Here is an 18,973-nt window from a genome sequence, read left to right on the forward strand (position 1 = left end):
TCCGCGTCACCCATATTCGCACGCATGGCGATCATGATCCGCACCGACCTGTCCGAACCCGAAACCGGACAGACCTTCGTACCCCATCGCCCGGCGCGCCCGGCGAAGGTGGATGCGGGCAAACGCTTCGTCATCAAGTCCGATTACGAACCCGCCGGCGACCAGCCGACCGCGATCCGCGAACTGGTCGCGGCGGCCAGGGCGGGGGAAAAGGATCAGGTGCTGCTGGGCGTCACCGGCTCGGGCAAGACGTTCACCATGGCCAAGACCATCGAGGAATTGCAGCGCCCCGCGCTGATCCTCGCGCCCAACAAGATCCTCGCCGCGCAGTTGTACGGCGAAATGAAGTCGTTCTTTCCCGACAATGCCGTCGAATACTTCGTCAGCTATTATGATTATTACCAGCCCGAGGCCTATGTGCCGCGGTCGGACACCTATATCGAGAAGGAAAGCTCGACCAACGAGGCGATCGACCGGATGCGGCATTCGGCCACCCGGTCGCTGCTGGAGCGCGATGACGTCATCATCGTCGCATCGGTGTCGTGCCTGTACGGTATCGGGTCGGTCGAAACCTATTCGGCGATGATTTTCGATCTCAAGAAAGGCGATGTCGTCGACCAGCGCGAGATCGTGCGCAAGCTGGTCGCGTTGCAGTACAAGCGCAACGACATGGCGTTTCAGCGCGGCAATTTCCGGGTGCGCGGCGACAGCCTCGAGCTGTTCCCGTCGCACTATGAGGACAGCGCGTGGCGCATCACCTTTTTCGGTGACGATATCGAGGAGATTACTGAGTTCGATCCGCTGACGGGCAAGAAGATCGCGAACCTCAATTCGATCCGCGTCTATGCGAACTCGCACTATGTGACGCCGGGGCCGACGCTGAAACAGGCGGGCGAGGCGATCAAGCACGAGCTGGCCGAGCGGCTGAAGGAACTGGTGATGGAGGGCAAGCTGCTGGAGGCGCAGCGGCTGGAACAGCGCACCAATTTCGACCTCGAAATGATAGCCGCCACCGGTTCGTGCGCGGGGATCGAGAATTACAGCCGCTTCCTGACCGGCCGCCTGCCCGGTGAGCCGCCGCCCACGCTGTTCGAATATCTGCCTGAAAACGCGTTGCTGTTCGTCGATGAAAGCCACCAGACGATCGGCCAGATCAACGGCATGTCGCGGGGCGACCATCGCCGCAAGATCACGCTGGCCGAGTACGGTTTCCGCTTGCCCAGCGCGATCGACAATCGGCCGCTGCGCTTCAACGAATGGGACGCGATGCGGCCGCAGACGGTGTGCGTGTCGGCGACGCCGGGCGGCTGGGAAATGGAGCAGACCGGCGGCGTGTTCAGCGAACAGGTCATCCGCCCGACTGGCCTCATCGATCCGCCGATCACGATCCGACCGGTCGAGGAACAGGTCGACGACCTGATCCACGAGGCGAAGGAAACGGCGAAGAACGGCTATCGCACGCTCGTCACGACGCTGACCAAGCGCATGGCCGAGGATCTGACCGAGTTCATGCACGAGGCCGGCCTGAAGGTCCGTTACATGCACTCGGACGTCGAGACACTGGAGCGCATCGAGCTGATCCGCGACCTGCGCATGGGCGTGTATGACGTGCTGGTCGGCATCAACCTGCTGCGCGAGGGGCTGGACATTCCCGAATGCGGGCTGGTCGCGATCCTCGATGCCGACAAGGAAGGGTTCCTCCGCTCCGAAACCTCGCTGATCCAGACGATCGGCCGCGCCGCGCGCAACGTCGACGGGCGGGTGATCCTCTATGCCGACCGCATGACCGGCAGCATGGAGCGCGCCATCGCCGAAACCGACCGCCGCCGCGAGAAGCAGCGCGAATATAACGAGGCGCACGGCATCACGCCGACGACGATCAAGCGCCAGATCGGCGACATCATTGCCGACGTCGCATCGCGCGATCAGGTGACCGTCGAGATCGACGAGGACGGCCCGCGCCACATGGTCGGCCACAATCTGCGGTCGTATATCGAAAGCCTCGAAAAGCAGATGCGCGAGGCGGCGGCGAACCTGGAATTCGAAACCGCCGGGCGGCTGCGCGACGAAATCCGTTCGCTGGAGAACGAGGAGCTGGGCCTGCCGGCGAGCGAGCACAAGGCGCCGATCATGGGCCGTTCGAACGAGGGCAAGCCCGGCACGCGCAAGACGCGCTATGGCAAGCAGAAGGCGATGCGGATGGCCGGCGGCGGGGCGCGGGGGCGGTAGGCAGGCCGACCTCCCGCCTTCGCCGGAATGACGAGGGGGACGATTGGAACGTTGGACGGGCCCGATCCTCGGTTGAGGCTGCCGTCTGCATCGCCCATAAGGGCGGCATGCGTATCCTGTTCCCCCTCGCCACCGTCATCCTGCTGGCCGGGTGTGTACCGCCCGGTGCGCCGCCCGCGACCGAAGAGGTGCCGGCGCCCGCGCAACGTCCGGTGCCGACCCGCCCGATTCCCGTGGCACCGGTCGCCGACTGGCGCGACCTGCCGCGGACGCCGGGTGACTGGCAATATCGCGGGGTCGGCGGCGGATCGGCGGCGACCTATGGCGTGCGCGGTGCCGCGCCGCTGGCGACGCTGACCTGCGACCGTGCCGCCGGGCAGGTGACGATGTCGTTTGCCACCGCCCGCCCGAGCGCGGGCAGTGTCACGGTACGCACCACCAGCACGCAGCGGACGCTGACCCTCCAGCCGATGGCGGGCGGGGTCGGCGTGGCGCTGCCCGCCAGCGACCGGCTGCTCGATGCGATCGGGTTCAGCCGCGGGCGGTTCGTGGTCGAAGGGGCACCGGTCGGCCGGCTGGTGCTGCCCGCCTGGGCCGAGGTCCTGCGCGTGACCGAGGATTGCCGCCGCTGATGCGGGGGCGGGCGCTGGTCCTGCTGCTGGCGCTGGCGGGGTGTTCGAGCGAACCGCCGCCACCCGCGCCGGCGCCGGGCGTCACGCCGACTCCGTCGCCCACGCCTGTGCCCTCCCCGCGTCTGCGAAAGCCCGGCCAGTTGCCGACGCCCGAGCTAGATGGCGCGATGCCGCTCACGGGGAGTTGGTCGGGGAAACGCGACGCCGCGCTTTACACCGCCGACGGGCGAATCGCCTTTGCCCTTCGGTGCGACCGTCCCGCCCGCCACATCCTGTTGTCGCGCGGGGTTGCGGAGGGCGCATCGATCGCGCTGTTCACCGACGATGCCGCCGCGACCTTTCCGGCGCAGGTGGTCGACGGCGCGTTGGAAACGCCGGTGTCGACCGGACAGACCTTCCTCGACGCCCTTATGCGTGCGGACGTGATCGGTGTGGCTACCGGAAAGGGGCCGGTGCTGCGCATTCCGGGTGATCCGGCGATCGGCCAAGTCGTGCGGGGATGTCGTCCGGCGGGCCGCTGACTCGGGCGGGGCCGGGCTGCGGAGTATGGCCGGAACCGTACGCATTACAAGTCTTGTACGTGGCCGTCCGATGGCCCACCTTCTGCGTGCGCACCGGTCGGTGCGTAACGGCTTTAACTAGCGAAAGGAGGTGATCCGATGTCTCATGGTTCAGCAGTGGGTTCGGTTCAGTTCGTTCGGGAGACGCGCCGCTAACGCAGGTCGGTCGCGTGCGGGGGGTATCCTCCCCCAGTCAACGCCGTGACCCCATGCAAGCGGCTCGCATGGTCTCCCGGGCTGGAACTTCCGGCCGCTGACCATGCTTGAGGTCGTCAGGCGTCGAGAGACCCTGGCGGCCTCTTTCATATTCGGGGCATGCCGTCTTGGCGGCCGCGCTTATTTCGCCAGCACCCGGTGCCCGGCCGCCAGCGTGATCGCGACCAGCGAACCGCCGACGATATTGCCCGCCGTCACCAGCAGCAGATTGCCGAGCAGCGCCTCGACCGGCACCGCCGCCGGGTCCAGCCCCCATGCGATCGGCAGCAGCGTCATGTTCGCCACCGAATGTTCGAATCCGGCCGCGACGAACAAGGCGACAGGACCGATGACCGCGGCGATCTTGCCCGCGACGGTCTTGGCCCCGGTCGCCATCCAGACGGCAAGGCAGACGAGCATGTTGGCCAGCACGCCGGACGCCAGCAATTCGATCCAGTCCTTGGCGAGCTTGGTATGCGCGGTCTTGAGCGCGGCTTGTCCGACCGCGCCATCGATCGCATGCGGCGCGCCCGATGCCACGAACAGCGCGACGACGACCAGGCTGCCGACCAGATTGGCGACCCACACGATGCTCCAGTCGCGCAGCGTCTCCCCGATGCCCAGGCGGTGCTGGGCAGCGGGCAGGACCAGCATTGTGTTGCCGGTGAACAGCTGCGTGCCGGTCACCATCACCAGCATCAGCCCGACCGAAAAGGCGATGCCCGACAGCAATTGCGTCGCCCCGCCGGGTACCATCCCGGCCTGCGCCACCAGGTAGCCGATCGCGCCGAAACCGATCTGCGCCCCCGCCGCGATGCCCAGCAGGACCATCGCGCCGATCGGCGGGCTGGTCTTGGCAAGCATGGCGTCGTCCACGCTGTCGGCCAGCGTGTCGGCGGTCACATCGTCCTGCGCCATGGCATGTCCTCTCCCTGTTTCGGAGAGATAACGATCGGCCGCGTCGGCGGCTCCGGATCAGCGCAGCAGCGGTACCATGTCGATCACGCGGACATCGTGCATCTGGTGGAGATAGGCGTCGAGATACGGTTTGTGCGACACCCCGACCACGACCAGCGCGCGCCGGCCCGGCCGTTCGCCCAGCATGTCGCGGATATTCGCCGCCATGCGCAGGTTGCGGGTTTCCCAATAGCCGACATATTGCCGCCCGAACCGCTGGGGCGACGGCTCCTCCAGCGCGGCGCCGAAGTCGCTGGCGTAGATGATCGGTGCGATGTCGGGCGCGTTATAGGCGCGGTACAGCGTCAGCAGGCCGGGCCCGGTCGCCAGATCGCGCTCGGCCGCCTCGCTGAGGACGCGCCGTTTCGCCCCGGCGGGATTGTCCCACGCCTTCTGGATCGCCGCGCCGTACGGGGCTTCGTCCGCCTTCGCCATCATCCGGTCGGCGCTGTGGTCGTCCATCGCATAGACCCGCTCCAGCCCCAGCCGGGCGGCGAGGCGCGCGGCGATCATCAGGCTTTCGTCGCGCCTGGTTTCCAGCTTGGTCAGGCGTTCGACCAAAGCTGCATCCAGCCCGTCGCCCGCGCGGCGTTCGGCGGGGGGCAGGCGGAGCCACTGGACCAGCGCGGAGGCTTCCTCCCCGGCAGCGAGGAAGGTCGCCGACAGGCGACGGCGTTGCGCGGGGACGGGGGCGGTCGGCCAGTCGGCCAGCATCTTGTCGAACGCAGCCGTCGCCGCCGGCACGTCCAGCCCGGTCGCGGTACGGGCGGCGGTGGTGTCCGGGCAGTAGGACGACACGGTATCGGCATAACGATACGGGTAGCGGCGGAGTTCGTCGCACTGCGCGCCCGACAGCGCCTCGATCGCGATCGCCTGTGGCTGCCACGCGGCCAGCTTGTCGAGCAGCGGGCCGAGCGCTTCGGGGCGGAAGCTCTTGGGCAGTTGCGAGAGGTGGGTCGATCCGAGGACCGCGACCTCATTTGCCGGCCCCGATCGCGGACCCTTGTGCGCCGATGGATCGAAGGGCGGGCGATAGGTCTGGGCCGCTGCCGGCGCGGCGAGCAGCAGGAGTGTGAGCAGGATGCGGCGCATGGGTCCCCCTTGGTTTGCGGCAGGGTAGGGGGTGTGTGGCGGGTAGGGAAGGTGGCACCACGCCTACTTCCGTCGTCAGTCCGGACTTGATCCGGGCTGACCAGAAGGAGGGAGCGCCGTCCCCCAAAAAACGAAACCGCCGCCCGGTTGCCCGGACGGCGGCTCGTCAGTTCAGCGAAGACCCGAACGATCAGTCGTTCAGATACTCGCCCGCATCGGCGTCGGTGCCGGTGCCCGAGGGCACGACATCGGCCAGCGGGTCGTTGGCGCCTTGGCCGTCGCGGGGCGAACGGGCCAGTTCGGCGGCATGTTCTTCCTCAGCCGAATGCGGCGCGATGAAGCCCGACAGTGCCTTCTGCTGTACCCGCAGCGCCGCATCACGCGACGATGCCGCAACGCGCAGGCGGTTCATGCCGGCACCGGTGCCCGCCGGGATCAGGCGGCCGACGATGACGTTTTCCTTCAGGCCGTTCAGGCTGTCGATCTTGCCCTGTACCGATGCTTCGGTGAGGACGCGGGTCGTTTCCTGGAACGATGCGGCCGAGATGAAGCTGCGGGTCTGCAGCGATGCCTTGGTGATGCCGAGCAGCACCGGCTTGCCCTGTGCGGGGGCGAGCCCTGCGTCGAGCTTCGCGTTGGCTTCGTCCATCTCGTCACGATCGAGCTGTTCGCCGGCCAGCAGGGTGGTGTCGCCACCGTCGGTGATCTCGACCTTCTGCAGCATCTGACGAACGATCGTCTCGATGTGCTTGTCGTTGATCTTCACGCCCTGCAGTCGATAGACGCCCTGGATTTCGCTGACCAGATATTCGGCCAGCGGCTCGATGCCGAGCGTTTCCAGAATGTCGTGCGGGTTCGGCGAACCACCGATCAGGTTGTCGCCGCGCTTGACATAGTCGCCTTCCTGAACGTCGATCACCTTCGACTTCGGGATCAGATACTCGACGACATCGCCGCCATCCTCGGGCTGGATGCCGATCTTGCGCTTCGCCTTGTAATCCTTGCCGAAGATCACGCGGCCCGAGACCTTGGCGATGATCGCCGCCTCCTTCGGGATACGTGCCTCGAACAGCTCGGCGACGCGCGGCAGACCGCCGGTGATGTCGCGGGTCTTGGCCGATTCACGGGCGACACGGGCGAGAACGTCACCCGCCTGCACCTGTGCGCCGTCCTCGACCGACAGGGTTGCCCCCGGTGCCAGCATGTAGCGCGCGGCTTCGCCCGAGTTCGCATCGAGCAGGGTCATGCGCGGACGCAGATCCTCCTTCGACTTGGTCGTCGCGCGATATTCGATGATCTCGCGCTGGGCGATACCGGTCGCTTCGTCGACGCGCTCGGTGACGGTCTTGTTCTCGATCAGGTCGATGAACTTCACCGTACCGCCGGTTTCGGTGATGAGCGGCGCGGTGAACGGGTCCCACTCCGCCATGCGGTCGCCCTGCGAAACGATGTGGCCATCGTCGAACAGCACGTACGCACCGTAGGGGATGCGGTGGACCGACAGGTCGCGGCCGTCCATGTCGACGATCGCGATTTCGCCCGAACGGCTGAGCACCACGCGCCGGCCACGCTGATCCTCGATCAGGCGCAGGTCGCGGAACTCGACCGTGCCGTCGACCGGCGCTTCGAGGTTCGACTGTTCGTTCAGCTGCGCCGCACCACCGATGTGGAAGGTACGCATGGTCAGCTGCGTGCCCGGCTCACCGATCGACTGCGCCGCGATGACGCCGACGGCTTCGCCGATGTTCACCGGGGTACCGCGCGCCAGGTCACGGCCGTAGCAGGTGCCACAGACGCCGACCTTGGCTTCGCAGACCAGCGGCGAACGGATCTTCATCGCCTGGAGACCCAGTGATTCGATCTTGGCCACCATGGCTTCGTCGAGCAGCGTTCCGGTCGGGAACACGACTTCGCCGGTCTTCGGGTCCATCACGTCCTCTGCCGTGGTCCGGCCGAGGATGCGCTCGCCCAGCGACGCGATGGTCGCGCCGCCTTCGATGATCGAGCGCATTTCCAGCGCGCGCTGGGTACCGCAATCGTCCATGATGACGACGCAATCCTGCGACACGTCGACCAGACGGCGGGTCAGGTAGCCCGAGTTCGCCGTCTTGAGCGCCGTATCCGCCAGGCCCTTGCGGGCGCCGTGGGTCGAGTTGAAGTATTCAAGGACGGTCAGGCCTTCCTTGAAGTTTGATATGATCGGCGTTTCGATGATCTCGCCCGACGGCTTGGCCATCAGCCCGCGCATGCCGGCCAGCTGCTTGATCTGTGCCTGCGAACCGCGGGCACCCGAGTGGGCCATCATGTAGATCGAGTTGATCGGCTTTTCACGACCCTTGTCCGGGCCGTCCTCGTAGCGGCGAACCGCCTTGATCTCGTCCATCATGCTGGTCGCGACCTGATCGCCGCAACGGCTCCAGGCGTCGATCACCTTGTTGTACTTCTCCTGCTGCGTGATCAGGCCATCCTGATACTGCTGCTCGAAGTCCTTCACCTGGTCGCGGGTTTCGTCGACCAGCTTGTCCTTGTCCGGCGCGATCAGCATGTCGTCCTTGCCGAACGAGATGCCGGCCTTGAACGCGTGACGGAAGCCCAGCGCCATGATGGCATCGGCGAACAGCACGGTCTCCTTCTGACCGGTGTGGCGATACACCTCGTCGATGACGTCGCCGACATCCTTCTTGGTCAGCAGGCGGTTGACCGTTTCGAACGGCACCTTGTGCGACTTCGGCAGGGTTTCGCCCAGCAGCATGCGACCCGGCGTGGTCTCATAGCGCTTGAGATACTGGTTGCCCTGTTCGTCGGTCTGCGGAACGCGGCTGACGATCTTGGTGTGCAGCGTGACGGCACCGGCGTGGAGTGCCTGATGCACCTCCGCCATGTCGCCCAGCAGCATACCTTCGCCCGGCTCGTTCGTCTTTTCCATCGACAGATAATAGAGACCCAGCACCATGTCCTGCGACGGCACGATGATCGGCTTGCCGTTGGCGGGCGACAGGATGTTGTTGGTCGACATCATCAGGACGCGCGCTTCCAGCTGCGCTTCGAGCGACAGCGGAACGTGGACGGCCATCTGGTCGCCGTCGAAGTCGGCGTTGAATGCCGAGCAGACCAGCGGGTGCAGCTGGATCGCCTTGCCCTCGATCAGCACCGGCTCGAACGCCTGGATGCCCAGACGGTGGAGCGTCGGCGCGCGGTTCAGCATGACCGGGTGCTCGCGAATGACTTCGTCGAGGATGTCCCAGACTTCCTTGCGCTCCTTCTCGACCCACTTCTTGGCCTGCTTGAGCGTCATGCTCAGGCCCTTGGCGTCGAGGCGCGCATAAATGAACGGCTTGAACAGCTCGAGCGCCATCTTCTTCGGCAGGCCGCACTGATGCAGCTTGAGTTCCGGGCCGGTCACGATGACCGAACGACCCGAATAGTCGACGCGCTTGCCGAGCAGGTTCTGACGGAAGCGGCCCTGCTTGCCCTTCAGCATGTCGGACAGCGACTTCAGCGGACGCTTGTTGGCACCGGTGATCGTGCGGCCGCGACGGCCGTTGTCGAACAGCGCGTCGACCGCTTCCTGCAACATGCGCTTTTCGTTGCGGACGATGATGTCCGGCGCGCGCAGTTCCATGAGGCGCTTCAACCGGTTGTTGCGGTTGATGACGCGGCGGTACAGGTCGTTCAGGTCCGACGTCGCGAAGCGACCGCCGTCCAGCGGCACCAGCGGACGCAGTTCGGGCGGGATGACCGGCACGACGTCGAGGATCATCCACTCGGGACGATTGCCCGATTCGAGGAAGCTCTCGACGACCTTCAGCCGCTTGATGATCTTCTTGGGCTTCAGTTCCGACTTGGTGACGGCCAGCTCTTCGAGAAGGTCGCGCTTTTCGCCCTCGAGGTCGAGGTCGATCAGCATCTGCTTGACCGCTTCGGCACCGATCCCGGCCGAGAACGCGTCCTCGCCATACTGATCCTGCGCATCGAGCAGTTCGTCCTCGGTGAGAAGCTGATACTTCTCCAGCGCGGTCAGGCCCGGCTCGATCACGATGTACGATTCGAAGTACAGCACGCGCTCGAGCTGCTTCAACTGCATGTCGAGCAGCAGGCCGATGCGCGACGGCAGCGACTTCAGGAACCAGATGTGCGCGACCGGGGCGGCCAGTTCGATATGGCCCATCCGCTCACGGCGGACCTTCGACACCGTGACTTCGACACCGCACTTTTCGCAGACGATGCCCTTGTACTTCATGCGCTTGTACTTGCCGCACAGGCACTCGTAATCCTTGATCGGACCGAAGATGCGCGCGCAGAACAGGCCGTCACGTTCCGGCTTGAACGTGCGATAGTTGATCGTCTCGGGCTTCTTGATCTCGCCGAACGACCACGAGCGGATACGCTCCGGCGAGGCGATGCCGATCTGGATCTGGTCGAAGGTTTCCGGCTTGGCCACCGGGTTCGCGAAATTGGTCAGTTCGTTCATTTTGCTTTCCTCACGGAGAGGGAAAATCGTCGGGGCGGGAAGGGGGCGCCGCGTCGTTACCGGACGCGACGCCCATCCATTACTCCGCCGCCTCGGCCAGGCCGTCGTTCTCTTCGATGCTGCTCAACTCGATGTTGAGGCCGAGCGAACGCATTTCCTTGACCAGCACGTTGAAGCTCTCGGGGATGCCGGCCTCGAAGGTGTCGTCGCCCTTGACGATCGCTTCATAGACCTTGGTGCGGCCGACCACGTCGTCGGACTTCACCGTCAGCATTTCCTGGAGCGTGTAGGCAGCGCCGTACGCCTGGAGCGCCCACACTTCCATTTCCCCGAAGCGCTGGCCACCGAACTGCGCCTTACCACCCAGCGGCTGCTGGGTAACGAGCGAGTACGGCCCGATCGAACGCGCGTGGATCTTGTCGTCGACCAGGTGGTGCAGCTTCAGCATGTAGATGATGCCGACGGTGACCATCCGGTCGAACTGATCGCCGGTACGCCCGTCGAACAGCACCGACTGACCCGAGCTGTGCAGCCCGGCCAGTTCCAGCATGTCCGACACGTCGCTTTCGCGTGCGCCGTCGAACACCGGGGTCCCCATCGGCACGCCCGTGCTGATGTTCTGGACCAGCTCGGCCAGCTGCTCGTTCGAGCGGGTGTCGAGGTCCTCGGCATAGTGATCGCCGTAGATCTCCTTCAGGCGATCCTTGACCGCCGCCGGCATTTCGCCGCCGACCGCATCGGGGTTCGCCTCGCGCCAGTCGCGCAGCGACCGTGCGACCTGCATACCCAGGTTGCGCGCCGCCCAGCCAAGGTGCGTTTCGAAGATCTGACCGACGTTCATGCGCGACGGCACGCCCAGCGGGTTCAGCACCAGGTCGACCGGGGTACCGTCCTCGAGGAACGGCATGTCTTCCTGCGGCAGAATCCGCGAGATAACGCCCTTGTTGCCGTGACGGCCGGCCATCTTATCGCCCGGCTGCAGCTTGCGCTTCACCGCGACGAACACCTTGACCATCTTCAGCACGCCCGGCGGCAGCTCGTCACCGCGCTCCAGCTTCTCGCGGCGGTCGTGGAACTTGTCGGTGATACGCTTCACCGCCTCGTCATACTGCGCCTTGACGGCTTCGAGGTTGCCCTGCGCCGCATCGTCGGCGACGGCGAACCGCCACCATTCGTGCTTTTCGACGCTGTCGAGCAGGTCGCGGTCGATGACCACGCCCTTCTTGACGCCCTTGGGCGCGGCCGTCGCGGTCTGCCCTTCGAGCATTTCGCGCAGGCGCGACCAGGTGGCACGGTTGAGGATGCCGCGCTCGTCGTCCGAGTCCTTCTTCAGGCGCTCGATCTCCTCGCGCTCGATCGCCATCGCGCGCTCGTCCTTGTCGATGCCGTGACGGTTGAAGACGCGAACGTCGACAACCGTACCCGACACGCCCGGCGGCAGACGGAGCGAGGTGTCGCGCACGTCGCTGGCCTTTTCACCGAAGATCGCGCGAAGGAGCTTTTCCTCCGGCGTCATCGGCGATTCGCCCTTCGGCGTGATCTTGCCGGCGAGAATGTCGCCTGGCTCGACCTCAGCACCGATGTACACGATGCCCGCCTCGTCGAGGTTGCGCAGCGCTTCTTCACCCACGTTCGGAATGTCGCGGGTGATGTCTTCCGGCCCGAGCTTGGTGTCGCGGGCCATCACTTCGAACTCGTCGATGTGGATCGACGTGAACACGTCGTCCTTCACGATCCGCTCGCTGATGAGGATCGAGTCCTCGTAGTTGTACCCGTTCCACGGCATGAACGCGACGAGGGCGTTGCGGCCCAGCGCCAGCTCGCCGAACTCGGTCGACGGGCCGTCGGCGATGACTTCGCCGGCACGGACCACATCGCCCACCTTCACCAGCGGACGCTGGTTGATGCAGGTCGACTGGTTCGAACGCTGGAACTTCATCAACGTGTAGATGTCGACGCCGCTCTCCGCCGCATCGACCTCACCGGTCGCGCGGATGACGATGCGGGCCGCATCGACCTGATCGACGACGCCGGCGCGCTTGGCCGAGATCGCTGCGCCCGAATCGCGCGCCACGGTCTCTTCCATGCCGGTGCCGACGAACGGCGCTTCGGCCTTAACCAGCGGCACGGCCTGCCGCTGCATGTTCGAACCCATCAGCGCGCGGTTGGCGTCATCGTTTTCCAGGAACGGAATGAGCGAGGCGGCAACCGACACGAGCTGCTTGGGGCTGACGTCCATCAGCGTGACGTTTTCGGGCAGCGCCATCAGGAATTCGCCGGCCTGACGCGCGGACACCAGTTCCTCGGCGAAGCTGCCGTCTTCGTTCAGCGCAGCCGACGCCTGTGCGACGGTGTGCTTCTGCTCTTCCATCGCCGACAGGTACACGACCTCGTTCGACACCTTGCCGTCGATGATGCGACGATAGGGGGTCTCGATGAAGCCGTACTTGTTGACGCGGCTGAACGTCGCGAGGCTGTTGATCAGACCGATGTTCGGGCCTTCCGGCGTTTCGATCGGGCAGATACGGCCATAGTGGGTCGGGTGGACGTCGCGGACTTCGAAGCCGGCGCGCTCACGCGTCAGACCGCCCGGCCCGAGGGCCGAAACGCGACGCTTGTGGGTGACTTCCGACAGCGGGTTGGTCTGGTCCATGAACTGCGACAGCTGCGACGAGCCGAAGAATTCACGCACCGCGGCCACGGCGGGCTTCGCGTTGATGAGGTCGTTCGGCATGACCGTCGACACATCGACCGACGACATGCGCTCCTTGACCGCACGCTCCATGCGCAGCAGCCCGACGCGATACTGGTTTTCCAGCAGCTCGCCGACCGACCGCACGCGACGGTTGCCGAGGTTGTCGATGTCGTCGACTTCGCCCTTGCCGTCCTTCAGGTCGACCAGCGTCTTGACGACCGACAGGATGTCCTCGCTGCGCAGCGTGGTCACCGTGTCCGGCGCGTCGAGGTCGAGGCGCATGTTCAGCTTGACGCGGCCCACGGCCGACAGGTCGTAGCGCTCCGGATCGAAGAACAGGCCGGCGAACAGTGCTTCGGCGGTTTCCAGCGTCGGCGGCTCGCCGGGGCGCATCACGCGATAGATGTCGCTGAGCGCCTGTTCGCGCTCCTCGGCCTTGTCGACGTTCAGCGTGTTGCGGATCCACGGACCCGTCGACACGTGATCGATGTCGAGCAGTTCGATCCGCTCGATGCCAGCCTGGTCGAGCAGTTCGAGGTTCTCGGGCGAAACCTCGTCGCCGGCTTCGATATAGATCTGGCCGGTGGTTTCGTTGATGAGGTCATAGGCGCTGTAGCGGCCGAAGATTTCTTCGGTCGGAATCAGCAGGTCGGTCAGGCCGTCCTTGCCCGCCTTGTTCGCCAGGCGCGGCGAAATCTTGGTGCCGGCCGGGAACACGACTTCGCCGGTGTTCGCATCGACGATATCGAACGACGGCTTCTGACCACGCCAGTTTTCCGGCGCGTACGGGATGCGCCAGCCGCCTTCGCCACGGACGAAGGTCACGCGGTTGTAGAAGTGGTTGAGGATGTCCTCGCCGGTCATGCCCAGCGCATAGAGCAGCGACGTGACCGGCAGCTTGCGCTTGCGGTCGATGCGGACGTTCACGATGTCCTTCGCGTCGAATTCGAAATCGAGCCACGAACCGCGATACGGGATCACGCGGGCGGCGAAGAGATACTTGCCGCTGGCGTGGGTCTTGCCGCGGTCATGGTCGAACAGCACGCCCGGCGAGCGGTGCATCTGCGACACGATGACGCGTTCGGTGCCGTTGATGAAGAAGGTGCCGTTCTCGGTCATGAGCGGCATGTCGCCCATGTACACGTCCTGCTCCTTGATATCGAGGACGCTGCGGGCCTCGGTATCGGCGTCGACCTCGAACACGATCAGGCGGAGGGTAACGCGCATCGGCGCCGCATAGGTGATGCCGCGCTGACGGCATTCTTCCACGTCGAACTTGGGATCTTCCAGCTCGTACGTCACGAAATCCAGCTCGGCGGTGCCGGCGAAGTCGCGGATCGGGAAGACCGAGCGCAGCGTCTTTTCGAGGCCCGAGACATAGCCGATCGACGGGTCCGAACGCAGGAACTGTTCATAGCTCTCGCGCTGGACTTCGATCAGGTTCGGCATCTGCACCACTTCGTGGATGTCGCCGAACACCTTGCGGATGCGGCGCTTGTGCGTGCCGGTTGCGGTTGCCTTGGTCGCCATAGGGTCGTGGGCCTCGCTTACAGTCAAATCTCGTGCCCGGTGGCCACCGGGCTGGCGTGCGAACAGGACGACGAAAGCCGCGTCACCCACACGGGGCCGCAGCTGTTCGAGCGTCCTGGAATGGCGACAGGCCTATGCATGCAATGCGTTGCGCGACGACGCATTCTTTCCCGGTCCTGAAGCAAGCCGGTCCTATATAAGCCGGGGCAGGGGCTGTCAACGCGGCGCATCCGACGTTTCGGTTGGGCGCGCCGATGGCTCGCTTCGTCGTATATCGGCCCGTGACAGGCTGACGCGGACGCAAAAACCCCGGTTGAGGGGCGTCATGCAGTTCCAGCTTCCGCTCGCGGCCCTCGTCGCGATCCTCGCCGTGCCCGCCGCCGCGCAGCAGACGTCGCCCGGCGGGTCGATCCCGATCTACGACATCACGCCGCAACCGATGCCGACTCCGTCGCCGACGCCGAGCGCGACGCCGACCCCGCGGGTGACGCCTGCGCCAACGCCGCGCGCCATCGCGCCGGTGCCGCGTGCGACCGCCACGCCGGCCCCGCGTGCCACGGCGACCCCGGTCCCGCCGCGCCCGACCCCGACTCCGCGCGTACAGCCCGAAGCGGTGCCGGCGGCCGAGCCGACCTATGTCGGGCCGCCGGTCCTGCCCGAACCGACGCCCGCCCCGTCCGCGACCCCTTCGCCGGTCGCAACCGCGACCCCGGCGGCGATCGCGCCCGCGCCGGCCAACGACGATGCGCTGCCGTGGTGGGTGTGGTTCCTTGGCGGGATCGCGGTTGCCAGCGGCATTGCGTACGCGCTCGCCCGTCGCCGTCCGGCCGAAGTGCAATATGTCCCGGCGCCGCTGGAGCCTGCGCCGCCGGTCGTGCCGGAACCGACGCCGGTCGCTCCTGCGCCGAAGCCGGTGCGTCCGCCGGTCGCCCCGGTAACGCCGCCCGCACCGCCCCCTGCGCCGGTCGCGCCGACGCCGGGGCCGTTCCTCGAATTCCAGCTGGCCCCGCTCAAGGTCGGGCTGGAGGGCGACCGCGCGCTGCTCGATTTCGACCTGACCGTCGGCAACCCGGCATCGACCCCGGTCGCCGAGGTCCGCATCGCGACGCTGCTGATTACCGCCAACGCCCGGCAGGATGAGCAGATCGCCACCTTCTTCTCCGACGCCGACAAGCGCGGGCTGGAGCCGTTCCCGCTGGGGGCGGGGGAGCGCCGCCATCTGGAGGCGACGATGACCCTGCCGCGCGTGGCGGTGAACATCGTCGAGGCGAACGACCGCGCGTTCTTCGTGCCGATGATCGCGATCGATGCGCGCTATCGCTGGGAGGATGGCCGTGAATCGCGCACCACCGCCGCCTTCATGGTCGGCCCGGCCGCGCCGCAGGGGAAGCTGGCCCCGATCTTCGCCGATCGCGGCGACCGGATGGTCGACCGGCTGGAAGTGCGGTTGCACGGCCAGGTCCGCCGGACCTGATCTGCGTGTACTGCTTGCCGATAATCGATAAACGCGATAGTTTCGTGGTAACGGAGAGGGGGCGGCATGGCGCGGCGTGACCGGATATTGCGATTTACCGTCGTGGTGTTGCGCGTCCTGCTGGTCCTGAACATCGCCTTTGCCATCGCCTTCCTGTTGGGGGCGCTGGCGAGTTTTCCGTTCCACGCCCCACTGGCGGCGCGGATCGCGGCGAAATATCCGGCGGTCGACGTCGTACGGGTCGTCGGTGGCATTCGTGCCCTGCTGCTGCTGGGTGTCGTGGCGTCGGTGCCCGCGCACATCATCTTTTCGCGCCTGATCGCGATCATCGGTACCGTGCTGTCCGGCGAGACGTTCGCGTCGCCCAACGCGCGGCGGGTGCGGGCGATCGGGTGGGCGCTGCTTGCCATTCAATTGCTCGACGTACCGCTGCTGCTGATCGTGCCGAGCTTCGATGGGCTGGGGGTGCGGGTCGATGGATCGTCGATCTCGATCGGTGGCTGGCTGTCGGTGCTGGTCGCCTTCATCCTTGCCCGCGTATTCGCCGAAGGGGCGGCGCTCCGCGAAGACCTGGAAGGGACGGTCTGATGGCGGTGCTGGTCCGCCTCGACGAAGTATTGCAGGCCCGGCGCATGACGCTGACCGAACTGGCGCAGGCGGTGGATATCACGCTCGCCAACCTGTCGATCCTGAAGACGGGCAAGGCGCGTGCGATCCGGTTCACGACCCTCGACGCCATCTGTCGCGTGCTGGAATGCCAGCCGGGCGACATCCTGGTCCATGCGGCCGGTGCGCAGGATGAGGGCGAAGACTGACGCGCCGGCCCGCGATTACTGCGGTGGCGGGCCTTCCTCGGCATTCTCGACGGCGGCTCCGTCATCCGGACGGATCGCGAAGCGGACCCGTTCGATGCAACCGCTCGCGCCGGTCGGCGATGCCGGGCGCCGCGCGGATCGGACAACCTGCATCGCCTGCTGCCCGAAAGCCTCGGCCGGCTCGCTGGCCAGCACGCGGGTGTTCCCGATCTCACCCCAGGGTGCGACGTCGAACTGCACCACCGCCCATCCTTCGATCCGACGACGATTCCACGCCGGCGGATAGGTCAGGCGCGGGGGGTGTGCCCATCCTGCCGCCGGACATAGCGGTGTTGCGCCGAATTGGGCTTCGTCGGGCACGGGTGGCGCCGCCAATCGCAAGGCGTCGCGCCAATAGGGATAGAAGCAGCCCCGGCGCTTGCCGTCGACAAAGCGGGAACCGGCAGCGGCCTTGCGCGCGGCGGTATCGAGCGTGGGGTCAGCGGTCCCGCCGATCGTCCGCACGGCGACGGGGCGACCCTTCTTATCCAGATCATAGCTGGTCATCGACCATTGCCGTTCGCCCGGTCTGCCCGCGACCTTGCGGAAATCGGGGTAGGCGCGAAGCAGGGCTGCCGGTCGCGGCTGGCGCAGGCAATCGCTGTCGGCGGGGCTGATCCGCTCCCATCCCTCACGCGGCAACGGGCCATTGGTGGGGGCCAGCGAATAGGCCATCAGATCGGCGGGATCGGCCTTGGCCAACGGGAGCATCTGCTGCTGATAGTCGACGCGGCAATCCGTCCGGGGCGTGCCGGGCGCGAAGGTCGATGCGGCAAGGGTCGGGGCAATCTCCTCGCTGTTCGGAACATAGGACGCCCCGTCGGTCCGGATCGAAAGCGGACGCCCGCTGGCGTCGATCCGAAACCGCAGCGTTACCGGGCGGACATCGCCGGCGCCCCATCGCAGCGCAGGCGGAACGGCGGACAGATGGACCGGATCGACCGCGATATCGCCACAGCGGATCGGTCCCGGCGTCCACCGCGCCAGTTGCTGCGTGGGCAGGTCCGTCGCCTGGATCGGCAGGGGCACGTTGCTTGCCGCCAGAAGCAGCGCGAGCGAGGGGATCGACATGGCGGGCAGGATGACCGCACTTCGTGACGGGTGCAAGCAAGGCGGCTGCGGTCGTCCGGCCGGGGACGGGTTTCGCGAGCGGGCATGAAAAAAGGGGACAGTCCGGTGCGGACTGCCCCCTTTTTCTGGTCGAGCCGGGATGGAAGTGAATTCCATCCCGTCGGTCGGGCCTTGCGGCCCGCCGGCCGGCCTTGGTGGAGATGGCGGATCGTCGATCCGCCGTCCCACCTGCGGCTTACTTGACTTCGACGGTTGCGCCGGCGCCTTCGAGCTGCGCCTTGATCTTGGCGGCTTCGTCCTTGTTCACGCCTTCCTTGACGGCCTTCGGCGCGCCTTCGACGAGCGCCTTGGCTTCGGTCAGGCCGAGGCCGGTGATGGCGCGGACTTCCTTAATGACGTTGATCTTCTTGCCACCGTCGCCGGTGAGGATCACGTCGAACTCGGTCTGCTCTTCAGCAGCCGGGGCAGCGGCGCCGCCGCCAGCGGCCGGAGCGGCTGCAACGGCAGCAGCGGCCGAAACGCCCCACTTCTCTTCGAGCAGCTTCGACAGCTCGGCTGCTTCGAGGACGGTCAGCGCGCTCAGCTGTTCGACGATTGCGTTCAGGTCAGCCATGATATTCTCCGTAAATCAGATAGGGTTGTGTTAGTCGGAAGCGTGCCTTCAGGCCGCTTCCTTCTCCGCATATGCCGACAGCACGCGCGCGATCTGGGCCGCGGGTGCCTGCGTGATGGTGGCGATCTTCGTTGCCGGGGCAACGATGAGGCCGACCAGCTTGGCGCGCAGTTCGTCGAGCGAGGGCAGCGAGGCAAGAGCCTTCACGCCGTCCGCGTCGAGGATCTGGCCGCCCATGGCGCCGCCGACGATCTCGAGCTTGTCGTTCGTCTTGGCGAAGTCGTTGATGACCCGCGCCGCAGCGACGGGATCGGTCGACGTCGCCAGCGCCGTCGGGCCGGTCAGCAGGTCCGACAACACCGCGTACGGCGTGCCTTCGGCTGCGATCCGGGCAAGACGGTTCTTCGAGACCTTGTAGCTCGCGCCGGCTTCCCGCATCTTGTTGCGCAGATTCGTCGACTGGGCGACGGTCATGCCGAGGTTGCGGGTGACGACCACCACGCCGACCTCGTTGAAGGTGCGGTTCAGCTCGGCGACGGCTTCACTCTTCTGAGTGCGATCCATGCCGTTCTCCTTTACTGGGGCGTGTCCCGGCAGAAC

Annotated in this window: 13 protein-coding genes; 6 read left to right on the plus strand and 7 right to left on the minus strand. The window is 66.2% G+C overall.

Going from position 1 to position 18,973, the window contains the following annotated elements:
• Positions 1 to 24: 24 nt before the first annotated feature.
• From uvrB to ASE67_RS07820, 3 genes are all read left to right on the plus strand, one after another.
• Entirely contained in the window at positions 25 to 2,229 is a 2,205-nt protein-coding gene (uvrB, locus tag ASE67_RS07810) for an excinuclease ABC subunit UvrB (RefSeq protein ID WP_055758780.1), read from the plus strand.
• Between the two features lie 107 nt (positions 2,230 to 2,336).
• A complete protein-coding gene (locus ASE67_RS07815) occupies positions 2,337 to 2,861 on the plus strand; it encodes a hypothetical protein (RefSeq protein ID WP_055758781.1) in 525 nt (174 codons plus the stop codon).
• Positions 2,861 to 3,382: a hypothetical protein gene (locus ASE67_RS07820; protein ID WP_055758784.1), complete on the plus strand. Its 522-nt coding sequence runs from the start codon at positions 2,861 to 2,863 to the stop codon at positions 3,380 to 3,382. The genes ASE67_RS07815 and ASE67_RS07820 overlap by 1 nt, the downstream gene beginning before the upstream one ends.
• Before the next feature lie 375 nt (positions 3,383 to 3,757).
• Here ASE67_RS07820 and ASE67_RS07825 read toward each other — a convergent pair whose 3' ends face one another.
• The 4 genes from ASE67_RS07825 to rpoB all read right to left on the minus strand — a co-directional run bounded on the left by ASE67_RS07825 (position 3,758) and on the right by rpoB (position 14,361).
• Positions 3,758 to 4,534, minus strand: a complete 777-nt coding sequence (locus ASE67_RS07825; RefSeq protein WP_055758787.1) for a formate/nitrite transporter family protein — start codon at positions 4,532 to 4,534, stop codon at positions 3,758 to 3,760.
• A gap of 57 nt (positions 4,535 to 4,591) precedes the next feature.
• On the minus strand, positions 4,592 to 5,665 hold the full coding sequence (locus ASE67_RS07830; RefSeq protein ID WP_055758790.1) for a DUF5694 domain-containing protein: 1,074 nt from the start codon (positions 5,663 to 5,665) through the stop codon (positions 4,592 to 4,594).
• Positions 5,666 to 5,855: 190 nt separating this feature from the next.
• A complete protein-coding gene (gene rpoC / locus ASE67_RS07835) occupies positions 5,856 to 10,136 on the minus strand; it encodes a DNA-directed RNA polymerase subunit beta' (protein WP_055758793.1) in 4,281 nt (1,426 codons plus the stop codon).
• 79 nt (positions 10,137 to 10,215) lie between these two features.
• A complete protein-coding gene (gene rpoB / locus ASE67_RS07840) occupies positions 10,216 to 14,361 on the minus strand; it encodes a DNA-directed RNA polymerase subunit beta (RefSeq protein ID WP_055758796.1) in 4,146 nt (1,381 codons plus the stop codon).
• A gap of 325 nt (positions 14,362 to 14,686) precedes the next feature.
• On the opposite strand from rpoB, the gene ASE67_RS07845 reads away from it, so the two are divergent.
• From ASE67_RS07845 to ASE67_RS07855, 3 genes are all read left to right on the plus strand, one after another.
• Positions 14,687 to 15,835, plus strand: a complete 1,149-nt coding sequence (locus ASE67_RS07845) for a hypothetical protein (protein WP_055758798.1) — start codon at positions 14,687 to 14,689, stop codon at positions 15,833 to 15,835.
• Positions 15,836 to 15,901: 66 nt separating this feature from the next.
• Positions 15,902 to 16,423, plus strand: a complete 522-nt coding sequence (locus ASE67_RS07850) for a DUF2975 domain-containing protein (protein WP_055758802.1) — start codon at positions 15,902 to 15,904, stop codon at positions 16,421 to 16,423.
• A complete protein-coding gene (locus ASE67_RS07855; protein ID WP_055758804.1) occupies positions 16,423 to 16,650 on the plus strand; it encodes a helix-turn-helix domain-containing protein in 228 nt (75 codons plus the stop codon). Before ASE67_RS07850 ends, ASE67_RS07855 begins: the two co-directional genes overlap by 1 nt.
• A gap of 15 nt (positions 16,651 to 16,665) precedes the next feature.
• On the opposite strand, the gene ASE67_RS07860 is transcribed toward ASE67_RS07855, so the two are convergent.
• From ASE67_RS07860 to rplJ, 3 genes are all read right to left on the minus strand, one after another.
• The gene (locus tag ASE67_RS07860; protein ID WP_055758807.1) at positions 16,666 to 17,760 is read right to left on the minus strand and encodes a TonB family protein; all 1,095 of its coding nucleotides are present in this window, start codon (positions 17,758 to 17,760) and stop codon (positions 16,666 to 16,668) included.
• A 235-nt stretch (positions 17,761 to 17,995) separates the two neighbouring features.
• Positions 17,996 to 18,373 (minus strand): 50S ribosomal protein L7/L12, encoded by a 378-nt coding sequence (gene rplL / locus ASE67_RS07865; protein WP_055758810.1) that lies wholly within the window; start codon positions 18,371 to 18,373, stop codon positions 17,996 to 17,998.
• A gap of 48 nt (positions 18,374 to 18,421) precedes the next feature.
• Positions 18,422 to 18,937 carry a 50S ribosomal protein L10 gene (gene rplJ, locus ASE67_RS07870; RefSeq protein WP_055758813.1) on the minus strand — a complete coding sequence of 172 codons (516 nt, stop codon included), beginning with the start codon at positions 18,935 to 18,937 and terminating at the stop codon, positions 18,422 to 18,424.
• Between the last annotated feature and the right edge of the window lie 36 nt (positions 18,938 to 18,973).

It is taken from the genome of Sphingomonas sp. Leaf23 (genome assembly GCF_001421585.1).
GTDB lineage: Bacteria > Pseudomonadota > Alphaproteobacteria > Sphingomonadales > Sphingomonadaceae > Sphingomonas.

What these genes read in the sequence shown, in the direction of transcription:
- uvrB (WP_055758780.1), top strand. Translation starts at nt 25, where the DNA reads ATGGCGATCATGATCCGCACCGACCTGTCCGAACCCGAAACCGGACAG.
- ASE67_RS07815 (WP_055758781.1), top strand. Translation starts at nt 2,337, where the DNA reads ATGCGTATCCTGTTCCCCCTCGCCACCGTCATCCTGCTGGCCGGGTGT.
- ASE67_RS07820 (WP_055758784.1), top strand. Translation starts at nt 2,861, where the DNA reads ATGCGGGGGCGGGCGCTGGTCCTGCTGCTGGCGCTGGCGGGGTGTTCG.
- ASE67_RS07825 (WP_055758787.1), bottom strand. Translation starts at nt 4,534, where the DNA reads ATGGCGCAGGACGATGTGACCGCCGACACGCTGGCCGACAGCGTGGAC.
- ASE67_RS07830 (WP_055758790.1), bottom strand. Translation starts at nt 5,665, where the DNA reads ATGCGCCGCATCCTGCTCACACTCCTGCTGCTCGCCGCGCCGGCAGCG.
- rpoC (WP_055758793.1), bottom strand. Translation starts at nt 10,136, where the DNA reads ATGAACGAACTGACCAATTTCGCGAACCCGGTGGCCAAGCCGGAAACC.
- rpoB (WP_055758796.1), bottom strand. Translation starts at nt 14,361, where the DNA reads ATGGCGACCAAGGCAACCGCAACCGGCACGCACAAGCGCCGCATCCGC.
- ASE67_RS07845 (WP_055758798.1), top strand. Translation starts at nt 14,687, where the DNA reads ATGCAGTTCCAGCTTCCGCTCGCGGCCCTCGTCGCGATCCTCGCCGTG.
- ASE67_RS07850 (WP_055758802.1), top strand. Translation starts at nt 15,902, where the DNA reads ATGGCGCGGCGTGACCGGATATTGCGATTTACCGTCGTGGTGTTGCGC.
- ASE67_RS07855 (WP_055758804.1), top strand. Translation starts at nt 16,423, where the DNA reads ATGGCGGTGCTGGTCCGCCTCGACGAAGTATTGCAGGCCCGGCGCATG.
- ASE67_RS07860 (WP_055758807.1), bottom strand. Translation starts at nt 17,760, where the DNA reads ATGTCGATCCCCTCGCTCGCGCTGCTTCTGGCGGCAAGCAACGTGCCC.
- rplL (WP_055758810.1), bottom strand. Translation starts at nt 18,373, where the DNA reads ATGGCTGACCTGAACGCAATCGTCGAACAGCTGAGCGCGCTGACCGTC.
- rplJ (WP_055758813.1), bottom strand. Translation starts at nt 18,937, where the DNA reads ATGGATCGCACTCAGAAGAGTGAAGCCGTCGCCGAGCTGAACCGCACC.